General features: G+C 62.2%; 24 protein-coding genes. 10 read left to right on the top strand and 14 right to left on the bottom strand.

From position 1 onward, the window contains the following. Nucleotides 1–81: 81 nt before the first annotated feature. Nucleotides 82–342: a DUF3551 domain-containing protein gene (locus V1286_RS08575; RefSeq protein ID WP_334478899.1), complete on the bottom strand. Its 261-nt coding sequence runs from the start codon at nucleotides 340–342 to the stop codon at nucleotides 82–84. Nucleotides 343–589: 247 nt separating this feature from the next. Here V1286_RS08575 and V1286_RS08570 point away from each other — a divergent pair, with 247 nt between their 5' ends. The 4 genes from V1286_RS08570 to V1286_RS08555 all read left to right on the top strand — a co-directional run bounded on the left by V1286_RS08570 (nucleotide 590) and on the right by V1286_RS08555 (nucleotide 3,428). Further along, entirely contained in the window at nucleotides 590–949 is a 360-nt protein-coding gene (locus V1286_RS08570; RefSeq protein ID WP_334478898.1) for a PRC-barrel domain-containing protein, read from the top strand. A 395-nt stretch (nucleotides 950–1,344) separates the two neighbouring features. After that, nucleotides 1,345–1,572 carry a hypothetical protein gene (locus V1286_RS08565; RefSeq protein WP_334478896.1) on the top strand — a complete coding sequence of 76 codons (228 nt, stop codon included), beginning with the start codon at nucleotides 1,345–1,347 and terminating at the stop codon, nucleotides 1,570–1,572. Between the two features lie 614 nt (nucleotides 1,573–2,186). After that, the gene (locus V1286_RS08560; protein ID WP_334489585.1) at nucleotides 2,187–2,615 is read left to right on the top strand and encodes a ClpXP protease specificity-enhancing factor SspB; all 429 of its coding nucleotides are present in this window, start codon (nucleotides 2,187–2,189) and stop codon (nucleotides 2,613–2,615) included. A gap of 72 nt (nucleotides 2,616–2,687) precedes the next feature. Beyond that, complete coding sequence (locus tag V1286_RS08555) at nucleotides 2,688–3,428, top strand: carbonic anhydrase (protein WP_334478895.1); 741 nt, start codon at nucleotides 2,688–2,690, stop codon at nucleotides 3,426–3,428. A 12-nt stretch (nucleotides 3,429–3,440) separates the two neighbouring features. Here V1286_RS08555 and V1286_RS08550 read toward each other — a convergent pair whose 3' ends face one another. The 4 genes from V1286_RS08550 to V1286_RS08535 all read right to left on the bottom strand — a co-directional run bounded on the left by V1286_RS08550 (nucleotide 3,441) and on the right by V1286_RS08535 (nucleotide 6,430). After that, nucleotides 3,441–4,253, bottom strand: a complete 813-nt coding sequence (locus V1286_RS08550) for a hypothetical protein (protein ID WP_334478894.1) — start codon at nucleotides 4,251–4,253, stop codon at nucleotides 3,441–3,443. A 145-nt stretch (nucleotides 4,254–4,398) separates the two neighbouring features. After that, nucleotides 4,399–5,184 (bottom strand): 2-keto-4-pentenoate hydratase, encoded by a 786-nt coding sequence (locus V1286_RS08545; RefSeq protein ID WP_334478893.1) that lies wholly within the window; start codon nucleotides 5,182–5,184, stop codon nucleotides 4,399–4,401. Nucleotides 5,185–5,251: 67 nt separating this feature from the next. Then, complete coding sequence (dksA, locus tag V1286_RS08540) at nucleotides 5,252–5,617, bottom strand: RNA polymerase-binding protein DksA (RefSeq protein WP_092509290.1); 366 nt, start codon at nucleotides 5,615–5,617, stop codon at nucleotides 5,252–5,254. 201 nt (nucleotides 5,618–5,818) lie between these two features. Further along, the gene (locus tag V1286_RS08535) at nucleotides 5,819–6,430 is read right to left on the bottom strand and encodes an NAD(P)-dependent oxidoreductase (protein ID WP_334478891.1); all 612 of its coding nucleotides are present in this window, start codon (nucleotides 6,428–6,430) and stop codon (nucleotides 5,819–5,821) included. A 114-nt stretch (nucleotides 6,431–6,544) separates the two neighbouring features. Between V1286_RS08535 and V1286_RS08530 the strand changes: the two genes are divergently transcribed. Next, nucleotides 6,545–6,934: a winged helix-turn-helix transcriptional regulator gene (locus V1286_RS08530; protein WP_334478889.1), complete on the top strand. Its 390-nt coding sequence runs from the start codon at nucleotides 6,545–6,547 to the stop codon at nucleotides 6,932–6,934. 3 nt (nucleotides 6,935–6,937) lie between these two features. On the opposite strand, the gene V1286_RS08525 is transcribed toward V1286_RS08530, so the two are convergent. Next, the gene (locus V1286_RS08525) at nucleotides 6,938–7,351 is read right to left on the bottom strand and encodes a flagellar assembly protein FliX (RefSeq protein ID WP_334478888.1); all 414 of its coding nucleotides are present in this window, start codon (nucleotides 7,349–7,351) and stop codon (nucleotides 6,938–6,940) included. 265 nt (nucleotides 7,352–7,616) lie between these two features. Here V1286_RS08525 and V1286_RS08520 point away from each other — a divergent pair, with 265 nt between their 5' ends. The 4 genes from V1286_RS08520 to V1286_RS08505 all read left to right on the top strand — a co-directional run bounded on the left by V1286_RS08520 (nucleotide 7,617) and on the right by V1286_RS08505 (nucleotide 10,150). Then, nucleotides 7,617–8,741 (top strand): flagellar basal body P-ring protein FlgI, encoded by a 1,125-nt coding sequence (locus V1286_RS08520; protein WP_334478887.1) that lies wholly within the window; start codon nucleotides 7,617–7,619, stop codon nucleotides 8,739–8,741. Continuing rightward, nucleotides 8,741–9,097: a flagellar assembly peptidoglycan hydrolase FlgJ gene (gene flgJ / locus V1286_RS08515; protein WP_108513185.1), complete on the top strand. Its 357-nt coding sequence runs from the start codon at nucleotides 8,741–8,743 to the stop codon at nucleotides 9,095–9,097. Before V1286_RS08520 ends, flgJ begins: the two co-directional genes overlap by 1 nt. A 19-nt stretch (nucleotides 9,098–9,116) precedes the next feature. After that, the gene (locus V1286_RS08510; RefSeq protein ID WP_108513186.1) at nucleotides 9,117–9,620 is read left to right on the top strand and encodes a hypothetical protein; all 504 of its coding nucleotides are present in this window, start codon (nucleotides 9,117–9,119) and stop codon (nucleotides 9,618–9,620) included. 164 nt (nucleotides 9,621–9,784) lie between these two features. Then, nucleotides 9,785–10,150, top strand: coding sequence for a hypothetical protein (locus V1286_RS08505; RefSeq protein WP_334478886.1), 366 nt, complete (start codon nucleotides 9,785–9,787; stop codon nucleotides 10,148–10,150). Between the two features lie 11 nt (nucleotides 10,151–10,161). On the opposite strand, the gene flaF (V1286_RS08500) is transcribed toward V1286_RS08505, so the two are convergent. From flaF (V1286_RS08500) to V1286_RS08475, 6 genes are all read right to left on the bottom strand, one after another. Continuing rightward, nucleotides 10,162–10,527 carry a flagellar biosynthesis regulator FlaF gene (flaF, locus tag V1286_RS08500; RefSeq protein WP_334478885.1) on the bottom strand — a complete coding sequence of 122 codons (366 nt, stop codon included), beginning with the start codon at nucleotides 10,525–10,527 and terminating at the stop codon, nucleotides 10,162–10,164. 241 nt (nucleotides 10,528–10,768) lie between these two features. Further along, on the bottom strand, nucleotides 10,769–11,134 hold the full coding sequence (locus tag V1286_RS08495) for a hypothetical protein (RefSeq protein WP_334478883.1): 366 nt from the start codon (nucleotides 11,132–11,134) through the stop codon (nucleotides 10,769–10,771). Between the two features lie 33 nt (nucleotides 11,135–11,167). Next, nucleotides 11,168–11,536, bottom strand: a complete 369-nt coding sequence (flaF, locus tag V1286_RS08490; protein WP_334478882.1) for a flagellar biosynthesis regulator FlaF — start codon at nucleotides 11,534–11,536, stop codon at nucleotides 11,168–11,170. A gap of 3 nt (nucleotides 11,537–11,539) precedes the next feature. Beyond that, nucleotides 11,540–11,917 carry a flagellar biosynthesis repressor FlbT gene (flbT, locus tag V1286_RS08485; protein ID WP_334358984.1) on the bottom strand — a complete coding sequence of 126 codons (378 nt, stop codon included), beginning with the start codon at nucleotides 11,915–11,917 and terminating at the stop codon, nucleotides 11,540–11,542. A 229-nt stretch (nucleotides 11,918–12,146) separates the two neighbouring features. Beyond that, complete coding sequence (locus tag V1286_RS08480) at nucleotides 12,147–13,406, bottom strand: flagellin N-terminal helical domain-containing protein (protein WP_334478880.1); 1,260 nt, start codon at nucleotides 13,404–13,406, stop codon at nucleotides 12,147–12,149. A gap of 283 nt (nucleotides 13,407–13,689) precedes the next feature. Further along, a complete protein-coding gene (locus tag V1286_RS08475) occupies nucleotides 13,690–14,931 on the bottom strand; it encodes a flagellin N-terminal helical domain-containing protein (protein ID WP_334478878.1) in 1,242 nt (413 codons plus the stop codon). On the opposite strand from V1286_RS08475, the gene V1286_RS08470 reads away from it, so the two are divergent. After that, a complete protein-coding gene (locus V1286_RS08470) occupies nucleotides 14,930–15,082 on the top strand; it encodes a hypothetical protein (RefSeq protein ID WP_334478877.1) in 153 nt (50 codons plus the stop codon). The two genes, V1286_RS08475 and V1286_RS08470, sit on opposite strands and share 2 nt — an antisense overlap. Nucleotides 15,083–15,504: 422 nt before the next feature. Here V1286_RS08470 and V1286_RS08465 read toward each other — a convergent pair whose 3' ends face one another. Both V1286_RS08465 and flgK read right to left on the bottom strand, forming a co-directional pair. After that, nucleotides 15,505–16,992 carry a flagellin N-terminal helical domain-containing protein gene (locus V1286_RS08465; RefSeq protein ID WP_334478875.1) on the bottom strand — a complete coding sequence of 496 codons (1,488 nt, stop codon included), beginning with the start codon at nucleotides 16,990–16,992 and terminating at the stop codon, nucleotides 15,505–15,507. 39 nt (nucleotides 16,993–17,031) lie between these two features. Beyond that, nucleotides 17,032–18,888, bottom strand: coding sequence for a flagellar hook-associated protein FlgK (flgK, locus tag V1286_RS08460; RefSeq protein ID WP_334478872.1), 1,857 nt, complete (start codon nucleotides 18,886–18,888; stop codon nucleotides 17,032–17,034). Between the last annotated feature and the right edge of the window lie 23 nt (nucleotides 18,889–18,911).

The raw sequence follows: 18,911 nt of genomic DNA, 5'->3' as shown, positions 1-18,911 counted from the left end.
CGGCCCTCGCCAGCTCCCATGGCGAGGACCGTGGTCATTTTTGAATGGTGCATCGCGAAAATGTATTCGCGCGGTCCGATGTCAGTTCGAACGACGACGCACATGGCGCTTGTCGATGAGCTGGGCGTTGGCGCTGAAGTTGCGATTGTCCGTGCAATAAGCCGTCCGGCCCGAAGCCTGGCACAGCGCGTTGGTCGTGAAGATACACTCGCCCGACCCGCCGCGGAAGTCGTCGCCCTGAATGCAATAAGGGTAATCCTTCGCAGAAGCCGCGCTAAGGCCGGTGAAGAAGACAACTGCCAATGTGACGAGGGCAATAAGTACTATACGCATATTACGCATGTTTCCCTGCCGCGCTAACAGGGCATTCGTAGGTCCGGGCTCAGTTTGGCAGCGTGAGGTATTTCACATTGCCAAGGTCACTGTTGGCGCCAGCACTTGTTGCGGAAGCCGTGGTCGATTTGAAAATCATCGAAAGGATGCAGCGCTGCTCAGGTTTCGTGGGCGTGTGTCGATGCGCAACCCTTCGCCTCGGAACGTTTCCCCTCCCCTCCTCGTTTTTCATCCATCAACCTCGACGGAGGGAACCATGACCCTGGAAGCAAACGAAACCGGCAACCTGATTGGTAGCGACAAGGTCGAGGGAACTGCGGTCTATGGCGCCGATCGCAACAAGATCGGTTCGATCGAGCGCGTCATGATCGACAAGAAGAGCGGCAGGGTGTCCTATGCCGTGCTCTCTTTCGGCGGCTTTCTCGGCATCGGCGACGACCATTATCCGCTGCCCTGGCAATCGCTGAAATACGATACCTCGCTCGGCGGCTACGTCACCGGCGTGACGGAAGCGCAGCTGAAGGACGCACCGCATTACCGCAACGACAACACCTGGAACTGGAGCGACCCGACCAGGGCCCGCGCCGTCAACGACTATTACGGCATCGCGATCTGATCGCGGTCACACCTTGACTTGCGAAGGGCCGCCTCGAGCGGGCCTTCTGCGAACACAGATGCGTGTGCCTGTCAGCAGAGAACTATTCCTGCTGCATTGCGTTGGGGTCTGCGGGAGCCAGAGCAATGGGAAAATTCTTCTTGATCATTATCGCCATCAGCGTCGCCGTTTTGCTGGCGATGAGCGCGTATGTCATCAGCCTGTGACGGCGATGCGCCCCGCGAGATCAAAATGGCGCGGTCGCGTCTCCTCACAAGGTCGCTCAAAAAAGGCAGGCTCCAGCGCCTCTCGGGGGGAAGATAGCGCCGAAGCCTGACAAGGTTACCGTGTGTCTAGCGACACGATTGCATAATTTTCCCGATCGAGAATCGTTCCTGCCTGGACGTCACTTCCTCATGGTTGCGACAGGAGAAGTGGCGGCGGTCCACGGCGCCCGCAGTTCCCGCGCCTTGCGTGGTGGCGTCCTTCGGCGAAAGCCTGAAGTTCCCGGTCGTCGCGCCGATCACGCGTTCTTCGTCGCGGCTCCGCCGGTCGTCGTGCTGTTGTTCATATCGTCGCCGGCGGTCGCCTTCAAAGCCGGTCCGTCGGCCCGCGAACTGCATACGCTCCTGCATCCCTCGTAAGGCGGGTGCGCCGCGAACGCACGCAAGCGCGCCGCGCGCAGTCCCTGCGAGATGACATGTTGCGAATCGTCACGAACGATGCAACGGGCGCGGCAGCGTCGGGTGTGCAAGTTTGTCGCATGGCGGTATTGCCTGAGTGCGCACAACGGCGCGCATACAAGCGGCGCTCAAACGCCTCCGCCAGAACTTCGGTCGGCAGCCATGCCCACCCAATACGATTGGTTAACGAAGCTGCCGGCGGCGACGGGGATCCGTGGTCCTGGCATCCATATTAGCGCCACGCGCCGAATCTCCTTCGAGTCCGGCCAGGTTTTCAATTAACCATTAACTCCCCGGCGACAGCGGCAAGACGAATTCGTCATCGTCTTAAGCCCGTTAAAACCACTGCACGGGGAGCGCTGGCTGATCCCGAGTACCCGTGGTGACCGGCGTGTGGCCTGCCACCAATGCACGGGGCCGAGGGTACTCGGCGGCCCGGCATTCCCTGCGCCCTCTTTCTTTTTTGATGGAACCGGTTAGCATGACCCGGGTGAAATGAGCTGCGGCAACGCGAACACACCCGTTGTCATTCGTCCGCGCCGGGCAGGCGATCGAGTACTCCAGAGACAGCAGTGATGGACACGACAGGGCGCGGCGTACTGGATACCCCGCAAGTGCGGCGTATGACCATCTCTTGTGGGGCAGCGCTTCTCCTCCTCCTCGCGATCCTCATCCCGGCCTCGCCTGCGTTCGCAGAGCCGTGCAGCAGGCCGGCAGCACGCTCCAAGATCGTCGAGACGCTCCCGCTCGCCTCGGAGCAGCGGCCGGTCAATATCACATTCCGCACCCACGCCGACGGTGTGAAACTGTCGCTTGGCCTGAAGTCGAAATATCCCGACGATATGACCATCATTCTGCAGCGTGACTTCGAGCAGTTGAATATCAAGGAAGACCGCTTCGAGGTCTTGCTGCGACTCATGGGGGCGAGGGAACGCCTCTCGGTGCCCTTCACCGCGATCAAGGCATTTTGGGACAAGTCCGACTTAAAGTGCTCGGACAGTTAAAACCTTTATTGTCTTGCAATGAGATAAAGTGGTGACCGCTTCCCGCCATCTCCTGCCTGGGAGAGAAGCCACATGTGCCACCTCTGCGATGCCCGAGAAGCCGTTACTGCACAAGCTACATCACGTCGCCGCTTTCTCGGCCTGACGGGCGGTATCGCCGCCGGGCTCGCTTTTTCGTCCGCCGCGTGGGCCAAGGATAAAAAGCCGCCGCCCAAGCCGCAAAACGTGGTCTCGCCGGATGAGGCACTCGACCGGCTGATGAAGGGCAACGCCCGTTATGTCGAAGGCATCTCACGCCGGCATGATTTCAAGCACGAGCGCGAGGCGCTGGCGGGCGGACAAAATCCCTACGCCGCCATCTTGAGCTGCGCGGATTCCCGTATTGCTCCCGAATACGCGTTCGACAGCGGTCGCGGCGATCTGTTCGTCTGCCGCGTCGCCGGCAATTTTGCCAATGACGACTCCGTGGCGAGCCTGGAATATTCGGTCGCTGTCCTCAACACCCCGCTGTTCGTGGTGCTCGGCCACGAAAGCTGCGGCGCGGTCGATGCGACGATCAAGTCGCTGAAGGACAACACTACCCTGCCCGGCCACCTGCCATCTTTGGTCGCGGCGCTGGCACCAGCGGTGAAGGCCGTTGCAGATCAGCCGGGCGACAAGCTCGTGAACGCCACTCGGCGAAACGTCAGTGATAACGTCGCCAAGCTCAAGGCCGCGGCACCGATTCTCAGTGAGGCGGTCGGGCAAGGCAAGTTGAAAATAGTCGGCGGCATCTATCGGCTCGGTGACGGCAGGGTCGAATTGCTGTCGTAGCCGGACGAGCGTTCACTCCGGCGTCGCCCGCCGTATCAGGGCGCAGAGCCCGGTCATGCGCGCGATCGGATGTTCGACGAACAGTCGGCAGGAAGCGAGCGCTCCCTTCAGCGTATCCGGCGGTGTGGCAGGTTTCAGTTGCGACGCGAGAACCGCGCCATGCGCATACCCAAGCGCGCGAGTCGAAACCGTCAACGCATTCAACCGGCCTTGCCGCTGCAGCGGCGACAGCATGGTTCGCACCAGCGCCAGGTAGGCCGGCCAGTAAGCGAGATGCCGGTACATGCTCGCGATCAGTTGCGGCTCGGTGTCTTCGCCGAAGCAATTCAATTCACCGACCAGCGCCGCCACTTCGGGATCGAGCGCATCCATCGGCGGCAACTCCGGAATTTTGGCGCCGGACGGTTTTGGTGCGGTATCGGCAGCCGTCACGCTATCAGCCGGCCGCGGCTCGTAATGTGCCAGCAGCGCCGAGAGCACGACGAGTGCGAGCGCGTTGGTATATTGATAGCTGTCGAGCACGTCACGAATGAGCGCGCGTTCGGCCTCGTCCACGCCGGCGGCAGCTAAGGTATCTGTGGAGAAGCCGGGCCAGTCAGGCAGCGCGATCGTCTGCCTGACGGCTTCGGCATGCAATGGGGCGTCGCCGAGATAAAGCGGACGGACGGTGGACCACGTCCATTCCAGCGCACCCGGCATGGTCGCAAGGTTGCGCCAGATCAGGTTGACCACGCTGGTGCCGAGAACCTTTCGAATGTCGGCATAGATGTCGGCGATTTCACCCTTGGCGTCAGATTCGAGAACCGACGGAACGCTCTCAGCCATCACACCCACCCGTCCCGGCGCGCTTCGCGCTTCGCCCACCATCTCTCAAAATCATTTATGCTGAATGGTGGGCACGCGGAGCCTGTCGTCGGGCACGCATTCGCGCGACCCGCTGGCTTTGCCCACCCCACAAATCTATGAGGCGTCACCCGAACTTCGCTTCCACCGTGCCCAACCCGTCGAGCTCCATCTTCACGCTGTCGCTCGCATCGAGCCAGACGGTTTTCACAAGACTGCCTGTGAGCACGATCTGCCCGGCATGCAGTCCCTTGCCCTCTTCGGCGAGATGATTGGCGAGCCAGGCCAGTGCGTTGTGGGGATGGCCAAGCACATCGGCGCCGGTGCCGCGCCCGGCTTCCTTGCCGTTGACGATGGCGCGGCCCTTGACCGTGAGCAGGTCCGGCGCCCTGGTGCGCGCCACTGCCTTGCCGAGCACGCAGCCAGCGGCGAAGAAATCATCGGCAACCAGCGTCGGCGCACCCATCGTCTCCCATTTGGCGTAGCGGTCGTCGACGATCTCGATCGCGGGATGGTAGGCCTCGATCGCCTCCATCATCCACTCCGCGGTGAACGGGGCTTCCGACGGCGCAAGATTGCGTGCGAGCCGCACCGCGATCTCGCATTCGACGCCGACACGGACATAATCGCCATAGCGCAGCTCGGCGCCGCTGACGTGAACGCCCTTGGCAAACACGCCACCGGCGCAGGGATGGGGGATGTCGAGATATTGCTGCATCACCGCGCTGGTGCAGCCGATCTTGTAACCGACCAGACTGCCGGTCTGCGGCAGCAGCAGGTCGTGGACCGCGCGTTGAATGCGATAGCCTTCCGCCTCATCGCCGGGCACGAGCTCAGCGGGAAGCGAGGCCAGCGGCGTGCGATTGCGGCGGGCAGTAGCGATGATCTGTGCGGCCGCAAGAATGTTGTCCATCAGCGGCGGCTTTCTGTTGCAAGGCGCAGCGCTGACCGCATGGCGGTCAGCCGCCCGTCAATGTACCCTACTCGTCCCGGTAAACCTTCTCGCGCTTCTCGTGGCGTTCCTGCGCTTCCACCGACAGCGTTGCAATCGGACGGGCCTCCAGCCGCTTGAGCGAGATCGGCTCGCCGGTCTCCTCGCAATAGCCGTAGGTGTTGTCCTCGATGCGTTGCAGCGCGGCGTCGATCTTGGAGATCAATTTGCGCTGGCGGTCGCGGGCGCGCAGTTCGATGGCGCGATCGGTTTCGGAAGAGGCGCGATCAGCCAGATCGGGATGATTGACGTTCTCTTCCTGAAGGGTTTGCAGGGTAATCTTTGATTCCCTCAGGATCTCGTCCTTCCACGCCAGCAGCTTGGCGCGAAAATAATCGCGCTGGCGGTCGTTCATGAAAGGCTCTTTTTCGGAGGGTCGATAATTCTTCAACTTTTCCAAGGCCAGCCCATCTTCACGTGCAAGGCGGGGCGGAAAATTGTCCGTCCGCGCCGGCCTTATATAGCGGCGGGTTGTGACAGACAATATCGTCCGTCCCCGTGGGAGTACCGCCCCCAAGGCCTTGCACAGGCAAAACTATCGGGGCGGCCCACTGCCTTAATATCCGACCGTAAAACGCTGGCGGATATGAGCCGGGCGTTCGATCTCATCGGCGAGTGCAATTGCGAAATCCTCGAAGGAAATCGAGCTTTTGCCGTCGGCAGCGGTCAAAAGCTGGTCGGTCCCGAGACGGAACTTGCCGGTTCGCTCGCCGGCCACAAACAGCGCCGAGGGCGACAGGAAGGTCCAGCTGAGTTCCTTCTCGGCCCGGAGCAGGTCGAGGAAGGCCGCACCCTTCTCGGCTTCCGCCTTGTATACCACGGGAAAGCCAGGGGTGGTGACCAGCCGGACACCGGGGGGCACTTCGAGGCTGCCGGCGCCGCCGACGACGAGGTAGCGGGCGACCTTCGAATCCTTGGCGGCCCCGATCAGCTTGGCCGGATCGCTGACAAGAAAGTGGACCGAACTGATCGCGACGTCGTGGCCGGCCAGCAGCCGGGCAAGGCCGGCCTGGTCCATCACGTCGCCTTTGGTCGGCGTGACGCTGGGCCCGCTTGCGATCTTGTCGGGATGGCGGGCGATGGCGGTCACGCTGTGGCCGCGGCGGGCGAGTTCGGCAGTGATGCGCGAACCGGCATTGCCGGACGCGCCGATGACGGCGATTTTCATGGAAGTCTCCCTTGCGATACGCGAATGTGGTATCCAATGGTGACTAGATAGCGAAAGGGATGTAAGTGTGAAGAGAGCACTTTTGGGTCACCTGATTACGCCGGAGTAACCGCTATGAAAGCCGCCAATTCGAAAACCCCGAACGCCTATGCGGCCGATTGCCCGACGCGCCAGATTCTCGATCGAGTCGGCGACAAATGGGCGGTGTTAATCCTGCTTCTCGTGCGCGACGAGCCGATGCGTTTCAATGCGTTACGGCGGACGATTGAAGGCATCTCGCAGAAGATGCTGAGCCAGGTTCTCAAATCGCTCGAACGCGACGGACTGATCCGGCGGCGCGCGATCGCGACTGTGCCGGTCACGGTGGAGTATTCGATCACGCCGCTCGGCGCGACGCTCGCCGGCGCCGTCGATCCGTTGCGAGAGTGGGCGGAGAATAACCTGAAGGAGGTGTTGAACGCGCAGCGCCGTTACGACGCGGCGCGCAAGGATATCGCGGCGTAAATCTTAGAACTGCCCGGCCTTTGCGAGCTCGACTTCAACCCGCAGCTCGATCTCGGACAATACCGCGTCGAGGCCGGGATCGCCGGAGGAGGATTTCAGATTGGCCGCGGCGTCGCGCAGCCGGTTCACGGTTGAAGCATCGAGATTGCCGGAGAGCAGCCCGATCTTGAGTTCGTCGAGCACGTCGAGCGCGCCCCTGCCCCGCGCCACCGAACGCTTGCGGCGCTCGGTCGGATCCTCGACGCCCTGCAGCGCGAGCAGCGCATCGATGTTGCCGGCGGCCTTGGGTGCTGCGGCCGAGCGCAACTCTTCGGGTGCAGCCGTCGTCTCCGGCAGCGAGAAGCCGGTCGAACTGGTTCGCCGCGTGTGGGTCGCGGGCGATCCAAGCGTGGTGCCGTTCGGTCCGTAGATGCGCATCGTGGTGATCTCGCCGTGAGAGTCGGGAGACCTTCGCCTTCTTATGGTTAATGATGCGTAAATGGCCCGGCAAAATCTGCCGACGTGCGGCAGTTTCGCCCTTCATGGTGAAGTCGCCGCAGCACCATGCCTCCAGCGAACATCCAGAAATATCAAGGTCTTGCATCAGAAACGCGACGTGGCACGGCGTTCGCATAGTTAATGCTGGATCGCCGTCATGGGAGTGGCGCAAGCGGTCCGGTGAAGACCTCGAGGGGAGCACAGGATGCCCGGCATCCGTTCGGCAAGACTGATTTGGGTGGCCTGCGCCGCGCTGCTGGCGCTGGCGTTAGCGCCCTCGCCTGCGGGTGCGACGTCGCGGATCAAGGATCTCGCCAATATCGAAGGCGTGCGGCAGAACCAGCTGATCGGCTATGGCCTCGTGGTCGGCCTCAACGGCACCGGCGACACGCTGAACAACATCCCATTCACCAAGCAATCGCTGCAGGCAATGCTGGAGCGCATGGGCGTCAACATCCGCGGCGCCACCATCCGCACTGGCAACGTCGCCGCCGTCATGGTCACCGGCAATCTGCCGGCGTTCGGGACTCAGGGCACGCGGATGGACGTCACGGTATCCGCGCTCGGCGACGCCAAGAACCTGCAGGGCGGCACCCTGCTCGTCACTCCCCTGCTCGGCGCCGACGGCAACGTCTATGCGGTCGCCCAGGGCTCGCTTGCGATCTCCGGCTTCCAGGCCGAAGGCGAGGCCGCCAAGATCACCCGCGGCGTGCCGACCGTCGGCCGCATCGCCAACGGCGCCATCATCGAGCGCGAGATCGAATTCGCGCTCAATCGCCTGCCCAATGTCCGGCTGGCGCTGCGCAACGCCGATTTCACCACCGCCAAGCGCATAGCGGCAGCCGTCAACGATTTCCTCGGCGTCAAGACCGCCGAGCCGATCGATCCCTCCACGGTGCAGCTCGCGATCCCCACCGAATTCAAGGGCAACGTCGTCGCTTTCCTGACCGAGATCGAGCAATTGCAGGTCGAGCCGGATCTCGCCGCCAAGATCGTCATCGACGAACGTTCCGGCATCATCGTGATGGGCCGCGACGTCCGCGTCGCCACCGTGGCGGTGGCGCAAGGTAATCTCACCGTAACGATTTCCGAAAGCCCGCAAGTCAGCCAGCCCAACCCGCTGTCGCGCGGCCGCACCGTGGTGACGCCGCGCACGGGGGTCAGCGTCAGCGAAGACGGCAAGAAATTTGCGGTCGTGAAAGACGGCGTCTCGCTGCAGCAGCTCGTCGACGGCCTCAACGGGCTTGGCATCGGCCCGCGCGACCTGATCGGCATCCTGCAGGCGATCAAGGCCGCCGGCGCGATCCAGGCCGACATCGAGGTGATGTGATGGACACGAGCCTTATCAATGGCATCGGCGCCTACACGAAGAAAAAAGCTTCGCTGATCAACGGCCGCAACGATCCGCAACTCGCCGACGCGCTGAAGAAGATTTCGCCTGAGGCGCAGAAGAAGACGCGCGCCAAGGCCCAGGAGTTCGAGGCGATGTTCCTCAACTCGATGTTTTCGCAGATGACCACCGGCGTCAAAGGCGAAGGGCCGTTCGGCGACACGACCGGCACCGGCGTCTGGCGCTCGATGCTGACGGACGAATATTCGAAATCCTTTGCCAAGTCCGGCGGCATCGGCATTTCCAACGACGTCTTCCGCTCCTTGATCCTGCAGCAAGCCAACCGCGCCGGCTGATCCAAAAGGAAAACCCGACATGAATCAGCGTCCTCAGGCCAGCCCCGCACGTTCACCGGCATCCGCACCAGCAAGAGCGATCTCCACGCCGCCGGAAGCGCGCAAGCTCGCGGAAGATCTGATGGACGTGATGACCGGCCTGCTCGGCATCATCGAGAAAGAAACCGAACTGGTTCGCGCCGGCAAAATCCCCGAAGCGATGCGGCTGGAAGAGCAGAAAGGCGAGTTGTCGGGCCGCTATATGGTGGCGGTCGAAAGCCTGAAGAACGCGCAAAAATATCTCACTCAGGTCTCGCCGGAACTGCTGACCACGCTGCGGCGCCATCACGACACCTTCCGCGCCATGCTGCAGGTCAACCTCACGGTCCTTGCGACGGCGCATGCGGTGTCCGAAGGCATCGTGCGCGGCGTCAACACCGAGATGCAGCGCAAGAACATCCCGAACACCTATACAGCCTCGGGACAGCGCGCGACGCCCGGACCACGCAACATTACGCCGCTCACGGTCAGCCGCTCGCTGTGAGCGTTCCGGTGCTTCTAAAAAATAGGAGCAATTTTAACTAAAAACTGCCGCGGATTTCAGCGCGAAATTCAGCGCATTCTCTAACATTGTATTGAGGGGTGTTGGGGCATAGTTGCGATTCGAGAGGGGTTGGGATTTGACTCGAAGCAAGCCAGGAGGCTGCCGTGAGTACAGATTTCAGCATCAAGCCGGTGGGGGCACCGGTTGCCGCGCCGATTGTGCAGCCCGTGAGCGAAGCGGCGCATAAGGCGGTGGCGACAGAACTGCCGGCGGCGCAAAGCGTCACGGCGGCAGATGCGAGCGCACGTGCGCGCGTGGAGTCAGATGCGGTCAATGCTTCCAGATCGCGTCAGGTGGTTTTCGATCGCGCAGCTGCCTCGATCGTCTACCAGGTCGTCGATACCAGGACCAGCGTGGTGGTGCAGCAGTTTCCCGATGAAGCGGTGCTGCGCCGTCGCGCCTATTTCCACGCCCTCGACCTGACCAAGGGCGCGCCGACGCGCGCTCTCGCCACCGACCGCAAGGCTTGACGCACGAACCGTCAGGCCTTGCCTGACAGGCCCGCGGCGAGGTTGCAATTGATGTCGATCAGCGACTTCAGTTTCGCCGGATCCGGGTTCAGCTGCATGTCGACCGTCTGCTTCATCACGAACACGCCGAGATTGGCGATGTTCTGACGAATTTCCAGCGGTTGCGGGTTGTCGTTGGTCTCGACCGCGCTCATGAAGATCGACCACAGCCGGCGATTGAAGAGCAGCGCGTTGTGCATGTTCTTGTCGGGGCCTGCCCAGTTGGCCTGGACATCCAGAAGCTGTCTCGCAGCCTTCAGCAGCGCCTGCGCCTCGATTTCACGGGGAGATGCCGTTGCATGTGACGTACGCGCGTAGGCCTGGGCTGCATTGGACATTCACGACCTCGATGGGAGCGGCTCGCAGGACCGCTGGGGGACTTCAAAACTGCCCAACTTTCATACAGTTCGTGCCTTTAAATGTGGTTAGCAACGGTTACCAAATGTGACGGGGTATCGGCATGTCGGGACCCTTGCTCGCGCTGCACGGCACCAAGGCTGCACGGCACCAAGAAAGAACGGCGGAGTTTCCCCCGCCGCCCCAGTGATGTTGATCGCGCCGAAGCGAAGGCCGCAACAATCAGACCCGATCGACCGGCGCCGAGTTCAGGGCGGACTGCCCGGTGGCGGGATTGGTGGTCACTGTCTTGATCGTGCCGTGGCCTTCCTTCGACATCAAGAATTTGGAGTCGCCCATCCTGAAGGCGTTGTCCTTGATCAGGATGTCCTGGTATTTGATCGGACCGTTGCCGCTCTGATATCTCACCTTCCCGCGAAATCCCTGCACGTTGGACACCGAGAAGGAAAACTTCTCGCCCGTCGAATAGGTCCCCTTCCAGGTCCCTTCCCACTGCGTGGCATCGACAGGGACATACTTCGTATGCGACGGAGGCGTCGGGGGCTTGGACGTGTAGCCGGCTGCAAGAGTGCTGAAGATATCACCCATAGCTGAACCTTCCTGCTTGATGCCCGTTGCTGTTCAGGCGCGGCCGCCGAGGCCGGCCGCGAGATTGCGGTTGATCTCGATCAGTGGCTTGATGTGCTCGACCTGCGGGCTGATCTGCAGCGCCATGGTCTGGCTCAGAACGAAGATACCGAGGTTGGCGATGTTCTGTCGCACTGCCAACGGTTGCTGGTTTTCGTCGCGCAAGACGTCGCTGAGAAAGATGGCCCATAGCTTGCGGTTGAACATCAGCGCTTCGGAGATCTGTTCGCTCGTCGCGTTTTCGTTGGTGACGATAGCCTGCAACTTGTTCGCCGCCTTCAGCAGGGCCTGGGCTTCGATATCACGGGGGGAAGAGGTGGTGTTTGCAATACGTGCGTAGGCATTGGCGGCAGCACTAGACATTCGTCACCTCAGCAACTCCTCTTCCAGTTTGATAAGCTTGCGGATTTCCTTTAACGAATTGTAGAGTTGGCCGCTTAAAATTAGCTTACTTGCGTCCTCGATCTGCGGCCTGAAGCTCGGCACCGCCTCCAGCAAATCCTTGACGAAGCCCATATAAAGCTCCTGGTACTTCGGGATGTCCTTTTCCAGGTACATCATCTGCGCGCAGAGATAGAGCCGCTTCACCGGGGAATTGGCTGTCTCCGCCGTCAGGATGTCCTTCTCGCGCAGGATCGGCGCTGCGCCATCGATCAAAAAGTGGGCTCGCGTCTCCGAATTGGTGATGACGCTTTCACCGATGATGATCCGCTCGAACGGCTTCAATTCAACCTTCAGCGCCATCGCCTTATCCCTTGCAAACCGCCGCAGCGCGGCGCGCGTGTCCGGAAACAGTTACACGAATCACCATGAACAATACCCGAACATTCGAATGCAAAACTGCATCAAAAAAAAGGCCTTTGCTTCATCAACGGAGCAAGTTTCGGGCGTCGTCCGTCGGCTCCATCGCGGTTTCAAGGAAAAGCGGCGGGGCCCTGCCCCGCCGTTTTGATGGCTCGAAACGCTTCTCCGCTTATTGCAGGAGCTTGAGCACGCTCTGCTGCGACTGGTTGGCGAGCGCGAGCGCGGAGACCGCGATCGACTGGCGGGTCGACAGCGCCTGGCTGTTGGCCGCCTCCTCGTTGGAGTCGGCCAGGGTCAGGTTGGACGAACCGGTCTGCAGCACGTTGATGATGTTCTTCGCGAAGTCCTGGCGGATCTGCACGATCGAGAGGTTGGCGCCGAACGCCGAGGCCTGCGAGCGCAGCGTGCTGCTGGCGTTGTTGAGCGCCGTCAGCACTTTGCCGGTCAACACGTTGTCGATGAAATCGGTGCCGGCGGCGAGCGGTGCAAGGCCGAGGCCATTCGGGTCGAAGGTGACCCCCGCGATCGTCAACGTCGACTTGCCGGTTTCGTTGAAGATCAGCTTCAGCGAGTTGCCGTCCAGGAGGTTGATGCCGTTGAACGATGCATCCTGCGCCGTGGTCTTGAGCTGCTGGATGACCTGGTTGTACTGGCTGACCAGCGTGGCACGCGCGGTTTGCGACACCGCGTCTGGAACCGCCGCAACGATCGCACCGCCGACGCCGCCGCCGAACGCGTTCGCGCTGATGTTGATTGCGTCCAGCGCCGTCGGCGCAGTGGGGCCCGCGGTGCTGGTGATCACCTGGCCTGCACCGTCGTTGGTGGACGTGAATGTCAGGTTATCGGCGCCTGTGATCGAGGCCGACAGGTTGACGCCCGCCACTGCCAGCGCCGTGTTGAGCTGGTCGAGAGTTTTGACGGTCGCCGCCTTGGTCGTGGGATTGAAGGCCGAGGCAGCCGTGCCGATCGTGATTGTCGCGGCGAGGCCCGCGGAATTGGTGAACGTGTAAACACCACCGTTGAGCGCGCTGGTCGTGAGGTCGGCGGCAGTCGCCGGACCTGCCGGGGCGGCCCCGGTGCCCGCACCGAGGTACTGAATGTTGGATTTCGTGCTGTAGCCTGTGGGCTGCTGCAGCGCCTGGTTGGCGATTGACTTGGCGGTATCGACCAGCTTCTGCAGCGAGGTGATGCCGGTGTTGGCGGCCTGCAGCACCTGCACGCCGTTGCCGATGCTGTCGAGCAGATTGCTGATGTCGCCGGCGCGGGCATCGAGGCCGGCCGCGGTGAAGTAGTTGGTCGGGTTGTCGAGCGCGCTGTTGACCTTCTTGCCGGTGGCGAGGCGGGTCTGCGTGGTGGCGAGCAGATCGGCGGTGCCCTGCAGCGAGAGCAGGTTCTGGCGGACTGCCGCCGTCAGGACGATATCGGACATATTCAACGCCTTCCTCAAGTGTGCGTCGCCAGCGCCTTCTCCCGCGCCGACGGGCTACATGACTTCACCCGAGTCCGTTATGAACAAAAGCCTTTAAAATGTGGTTAACCGCACCTTATCAAGCATGGTTAAAATACCCGATACGCCGCTCGCGCCCGTTTCAGGCATTGTTTCGGGCGATCTGATCCCCCTCTTGTCGCGACGGCGGCTGCCGGACCCCGGACACAAAAAAACGGCGGGGCCGAAGCCCCGCCGCCGTGATAGGTTGAATGCGTCGCCGAAATCAGCGCAGGAGCTGAAGAACGCTCTGGTTCGACTGGTTGGCGAGCGCGAGCGCGGAGACCGCGATCGACTGGCGGGTCGACAGCGCCTGGCTGTTGGCCGCTTCCTCGTTGGAATCGGCCAGGGTCAGGTTGGACGACCCGGTCTGCAGCACGTTGATGATGTTTTTCGAGAAGTCCTGACGGATCTGCACGATCGAGAGGTTGGCGCCGAAGGCCGAAGCCTGCGAACGCAGCGTGGTGCTGGCGGTGTTGAGCGCCGACAGAACCTTGTTGGTGGCGGTGTTGTCGATGAAGTCAGTGCCCACGACGGCCGAGGCCAGGCCGAGACCGTTCGGATCGAAGGTCACGCCCGCGATCGTCGAGGTCGACTTGCCGGTTTCGTTGAACACCAGCTTCAGCGTGTCGCCGTTGAGCAGGTTGACGCCGTTGAAGGACGCGTCCTGCGCCGTGGTTTTGATCTGCTCGATGATCTGGTTGTACTGGGCCACAAGACCCGCACGAGCGTTCTGCACGTTGGCGTCCGGAGCCGCCGCAACGATTGTTCCGCCGGTGACGGCTGCACCGCCAGAAATATTCACCGAACTCGAAGAACCAGCCGGTGGCGCAACATAAGCAGCACCGTTGGTGATGGTCTGCGACGCGGAATCGTTGGTCGAGGTGAAGGTCAGCTTGCCCGTGGTCGCGTCGATGCCGGCGCTCAACTGAATGCCCGAAGCCACAAGCTTCGTATTCAAGGCATCGATCGTATTGATCTGGCCGGCCGCCACTCCGAGCGTGATCGTGACGTCGTCCGAAGCATTCGCCGATGTCTTGAAAACAATGGTCTGCGCGTTAAACGAGTTCGTGCCGGCGGCTGTCAGATCGGCTGCAGTACCCAAAGTGCCCGCCGTCGGAGCGTTGCCGGTGAAGGTAGCCTTCGTGAAGCCGCCGGGCTGCTGCAGCGCCTGGTTGGCGATCGACTTGGCGGTATCGACCAGCTTTGACAGCGAGGTGATGCCGGTGTTGGCGGCCTGCAGCACCTGCACGCCGTTGCCGATGCTGTCGAGCAGGTTGCCGATGTCGCTGGCGCGGGCGTCGAGACCTGCGGCGGTGAAGAAGTTGGTGGGGTTGTCGAGCGCGCTGTTGACCTTCTTGCCCGTGGCGAGGCGGGTCTGCGTGGTCGAGAGCAGATCGGCGGTGCCCTGCAGCGAGAGCAGGTTCTGGCGAACCGAAGCCGAGAGGGTGATGTTGGAGAGAGACATGGAAACAACCTTTCTGGTGTACGCAACAGCTCAGCCTTCTTGGCCGAACCCGGGGGGCACCCTGGAAGCAAATGATCAACGAGAAATAAATTGGGACTGGCAGAAACGGGGCTACCGCGCCGGTTCCAAAATCATGGTTAAAAAGGGGTAAAGACGGCGGGAGAGATCAAATCGATGTGGCGGGCGAGTTGCCGGCCAGGTCTTAAGCGAACGTGAATCCTGCCCGTCGTTCCTGCGAACGCAGGAACCCATACGTCGCAGCCATCATTGTCGGAAAAGACAAGCCAACGACCAGCGCGCAAAACAATTGCTGCCGGTGGGTATGGGTCCCTGCGTTCGCAGGGACGACGCTGAGAGCTTGCAGGATCGCCCGGTCACCGCCCGGTGATGACGGGCGAGCGCTCTCTCACCCGTCGTTCCTGCGAACGCAGGAACCCATACGCCGCAGCCATCATTGTCGGAAAAGACAAGTCAACGACCAGCGCGCAAAACAATTGCTGCCGGTGCTATGGGTCCCTGCGTTCGCAGGGACGACGCTGAGAGTTTGAACAAATTCAAACCGGGCAGCGCGCCTTAGATGTATTTCAACAGCGTCGTCTGATACAGCATCGCCGTCGTCTGGTACGATGCGTTGAGGCTGTTCTGCACGGCGAGGAGTTTCGCCGTGACCTCCGCGTCGGTAACGCCTTCGATCGATTGCAGCATGGTCTCCGCGGTGTTCCTGGTCTGGGTCTGGCGATCGCCTGCCGACTTCATCGCGGCCTGCGCGCCGGCGAAATCCGCCGCGATATCCTGCACGCTCTGCTGGCCGGTCTGCGTCAAAAGTTTTGTCGCCACCCGCTGGTAGAGCGCGCCGATCTGGGCGCTGGCGTTCGGGTCGCCGGTCGTGGTGGTCATGGCGGCCATGGCGGCAATGGTCTGCAACTGCGCCGTCAGCGCCTGCTCGTTGGCGCGGGCGCCATATTGCACGGTGATGCTGCCGTCGACGCGTGCCACCGCGGTGCCGCGCGCGGGATCGGTGCCGGTTTCACCAGTATACCAGGAGAGCGTATTCGCAGCCGTGCCGGGCACCTGCGTCGTCGCGGTGGCGAACGGCGGACCGCCGACGCGCGGCACCGGGCTGCCGCTGAAGAATTCGCTGGACGCCTTCAGCGCGGACGCTGCGACCAGGGCGCCGTTGGCGAGGCTGCCGACGGCGGTGGTCAACGCGGCGTTGATGTTGGCGGCGGTCGCGGTCGAGTTGGCGCCGATCAGGAACTGCCCGGCCTGCGGCGGCGTCGTGGTGGTCGCGGTCAACTGCACGTTTTCCGAGGTGCCGTCCGGTAGATTGAACGCCAGCGTGATAGTGTCGCCGGTGTTCAGGTTGGTCGCGCCGAGATCGAACGACCCGGTGGCCGGCGAGCCAGTCGGCCCGGTGGTCGTGACGCTTGCGGCCGACGAGGTGATCGAGGCGAGCTTCAGGCCGAACGGACCTGTGTCCTCGGTCAATGAAATCGACGTCGCCGTCGGCGTTGCCTGTGTCAGCCGGCCGGTGCCGGAGCCGACATCGGCCTGCTTGCGTTCCGCGATCAGCTGCTTCAGGCCCGCCTGCGCGCCGACGCCGTTGAGAACGTCGTCGGTCGCCGCCGTCGCCGGCGTGTCGGTGGCGCGTCCGGAAAACAGATAGCGATCGCCCGACTGGCTGTTCAGCAGGCTCAGCATCTCGTCGAGCGAACTGCGCGCGGTGCCCTGGGCAATGGTCTGGCCGTTGCTGGTGATCTGCGTCGAGGACGTCACCGCCGCGCCCTGCACCGTGGTTCCGATCGCGATAATCCGCGTCAGTGCCGCGTTGGCGACGTTGATGCGCGTGGTGACGTTGGTCATCGTATCCGAGAACGCGTCGATGCTGCTGATCTGCGCGCGCAGCGCGACGGCAAAGCCGCGGTTGACGCCCATGCCGGCATAGGTGTTCGATTTCTTGCCGGTGGCAAGCTGGGTCTGCAGACTGTCGAACTGGCTTTGCAAGTCCAGGATTCGCGATGCCAGAATCGATGTCTTGGTGCCTACACCGCTAACCGTCATGATGACCTACTCCAAAACCGTCGCGCCAAACGCATAACGCTAGACCTGCAACAACGCGTCGAACATCTGCTTGACGGTCGACATCACCCGCGCGTTCGCCGCATATGCATTCTGCAGCGACAGCAAATGCGCCATCTCTTCGTCGATGTTGACGCCGGACTCGCTATTGAACTTCTCCTGCAGCGTGCTCAGCACCACGTCCTGACCGTCGGCGATCTGCTTGGCGGTGTCCGCCGCCTGGCCCTGGGCGCTGGCGATCTGCTGCGAAAAATTCGATAGCGTCGCCTGGAACGGTAACGTCGAGGTACCGAAGCCGGTCGACGGCGAATACAGCGACTTGCCGGCGGTGAGCTGCTGGTAAAGGAAATCCGGTCGCGTGGTGTCGCCGGACGGCGTCGTCGCGTTGTACTGCACCAGCTTCGCCGGATCACCGACGATCTGGCTGTTCACCCGGATGCGCGCCGCGAGCCCCACCGACTGCTGGCCTGCCGCGGTGATCGCGCCGGTATAAAGGCTGTTGCCGTCGGTAAACAACGGCACCTCGCCGCTGCCGCCCAGCAGCGACGATGTGGTCGACGTCACGGAGGCGGCATTCACGGTCGCGGTTCCGAAGCCGTTGTCGAGCACCCGCAGCGTCGAGCCGGTGTTGGAGAACTGCAGGCCGGCTGAGCCGAGCGCCGCGTTGAGCTGGCTTGTCACCGAAGCCATGCCGGCGGAGAAATCGATACCGATCACCTGATCGTTGGGATCGGTGGTGGCGTTGTTGGACAAGGGCAGCACCGACGGATCGTTGACCCGCACCAGCGACAGCTGATGCTGGACGTTGCTGGTATCCGTATAGGTGAGATGGATTACATTGCCGTTCTGCAGACCGGACAGATCGAGATCGAAGCCGTTCGACGCCCCCGAACTCACCGCAGTTCCCGCCGTGGTCTTGTCGGACAGCAGGCTCGACATGTTGGCGGCAAACTGGTCAAGCTGGGTTTGCGCCTGCACCAGCGTTTTATCGCGCAGCTCGAGATAGCCGGCGATGGTGCCGGAACGGATCGAATTGGTCTGAATCAGGTTGAGCGAACCACCGTTCGGGAAGTGGAGCGTGAGGGTGCCGAGGTTGCTCTTGGTCGGATCGGCGTCCCATTGGGTGTTCGGTGTCACCGTGCCTTGCGGATTGAACGACAGCGTCGAGGCCTCGGCACCGACCAGTTGCACGCCGGAATTAGTGAAGACCTGGATTTGATTGTTGCCGTTGTCGATGACGCGAATGTCCATCAGTTGCGACAACTGATCGACATACTGGTCGCGCTGGTCCCTCAGGGCTGCGGCCGCAGCATCGGTGGTGTCGCCGCTAGCAAGCTGGCCGTTGAGATTGACGATCTGCTGCATCGCCGTATTGGCGGTGTTGACCGCCGAATTGAGCCCGGATTCCGCCTGGCTGCGCAGCGACTGGATGCCGCCCGACATGCTGTTGAGCTGCTGCGACAGCGACTGCGCGGCATTGAGCACGCCGATCCGTGCCGACTGGCTGTCCGAGCTGGTCGATAGCCCCTGCACCGCGGTGACCAGTTTGTTGAACGCGGTTTCCAGCGTTCCGGTGCCGCCGGGGGTGCCATAGATCGACTGCAGGCTACTCAGGATCGAGGAGCGCAGGTCGGCGTACGACGCGCCGGACTGCTCGGTGCGGATCTGCTGCTGCAGATACAGGTCGAGTTCGCGATTGACGCCGGTGACGCTGACGCCGGCGCCGATCGAACCGGAGGACGTCTGGATCTGGTTGACGGTCTTGCGGATGTAGCCCGGCGTGTCGGAATTGGCGACGTTCGACGAGGTCAGCGACAGCGCGAGCTGGTTGGCGCGCAATCCCGACATGGCAATTGAGAGGGCTTGACTGAGACTCATGACAAACTGCTCGTTTCAATTGC

Origin of the sequence: Bradyrhizobium algeriense, assembly GCF_036924595.1 — a bacterium.
In the GTDB taxonomy this organism is placed as follows: domain Bacteria; phylum Pseudomonadota; class Alphaproteobacteria; order Rhizobiales; family Xanthobacteraceae; genus Bradyrhizobium; species Bradyrhizobium algeriense.
The sequence above is the reverse complement of the archived record's forward strand: the minus strand, read 5'-3'. Positions and strand labels throughout refer to the sequence as shown.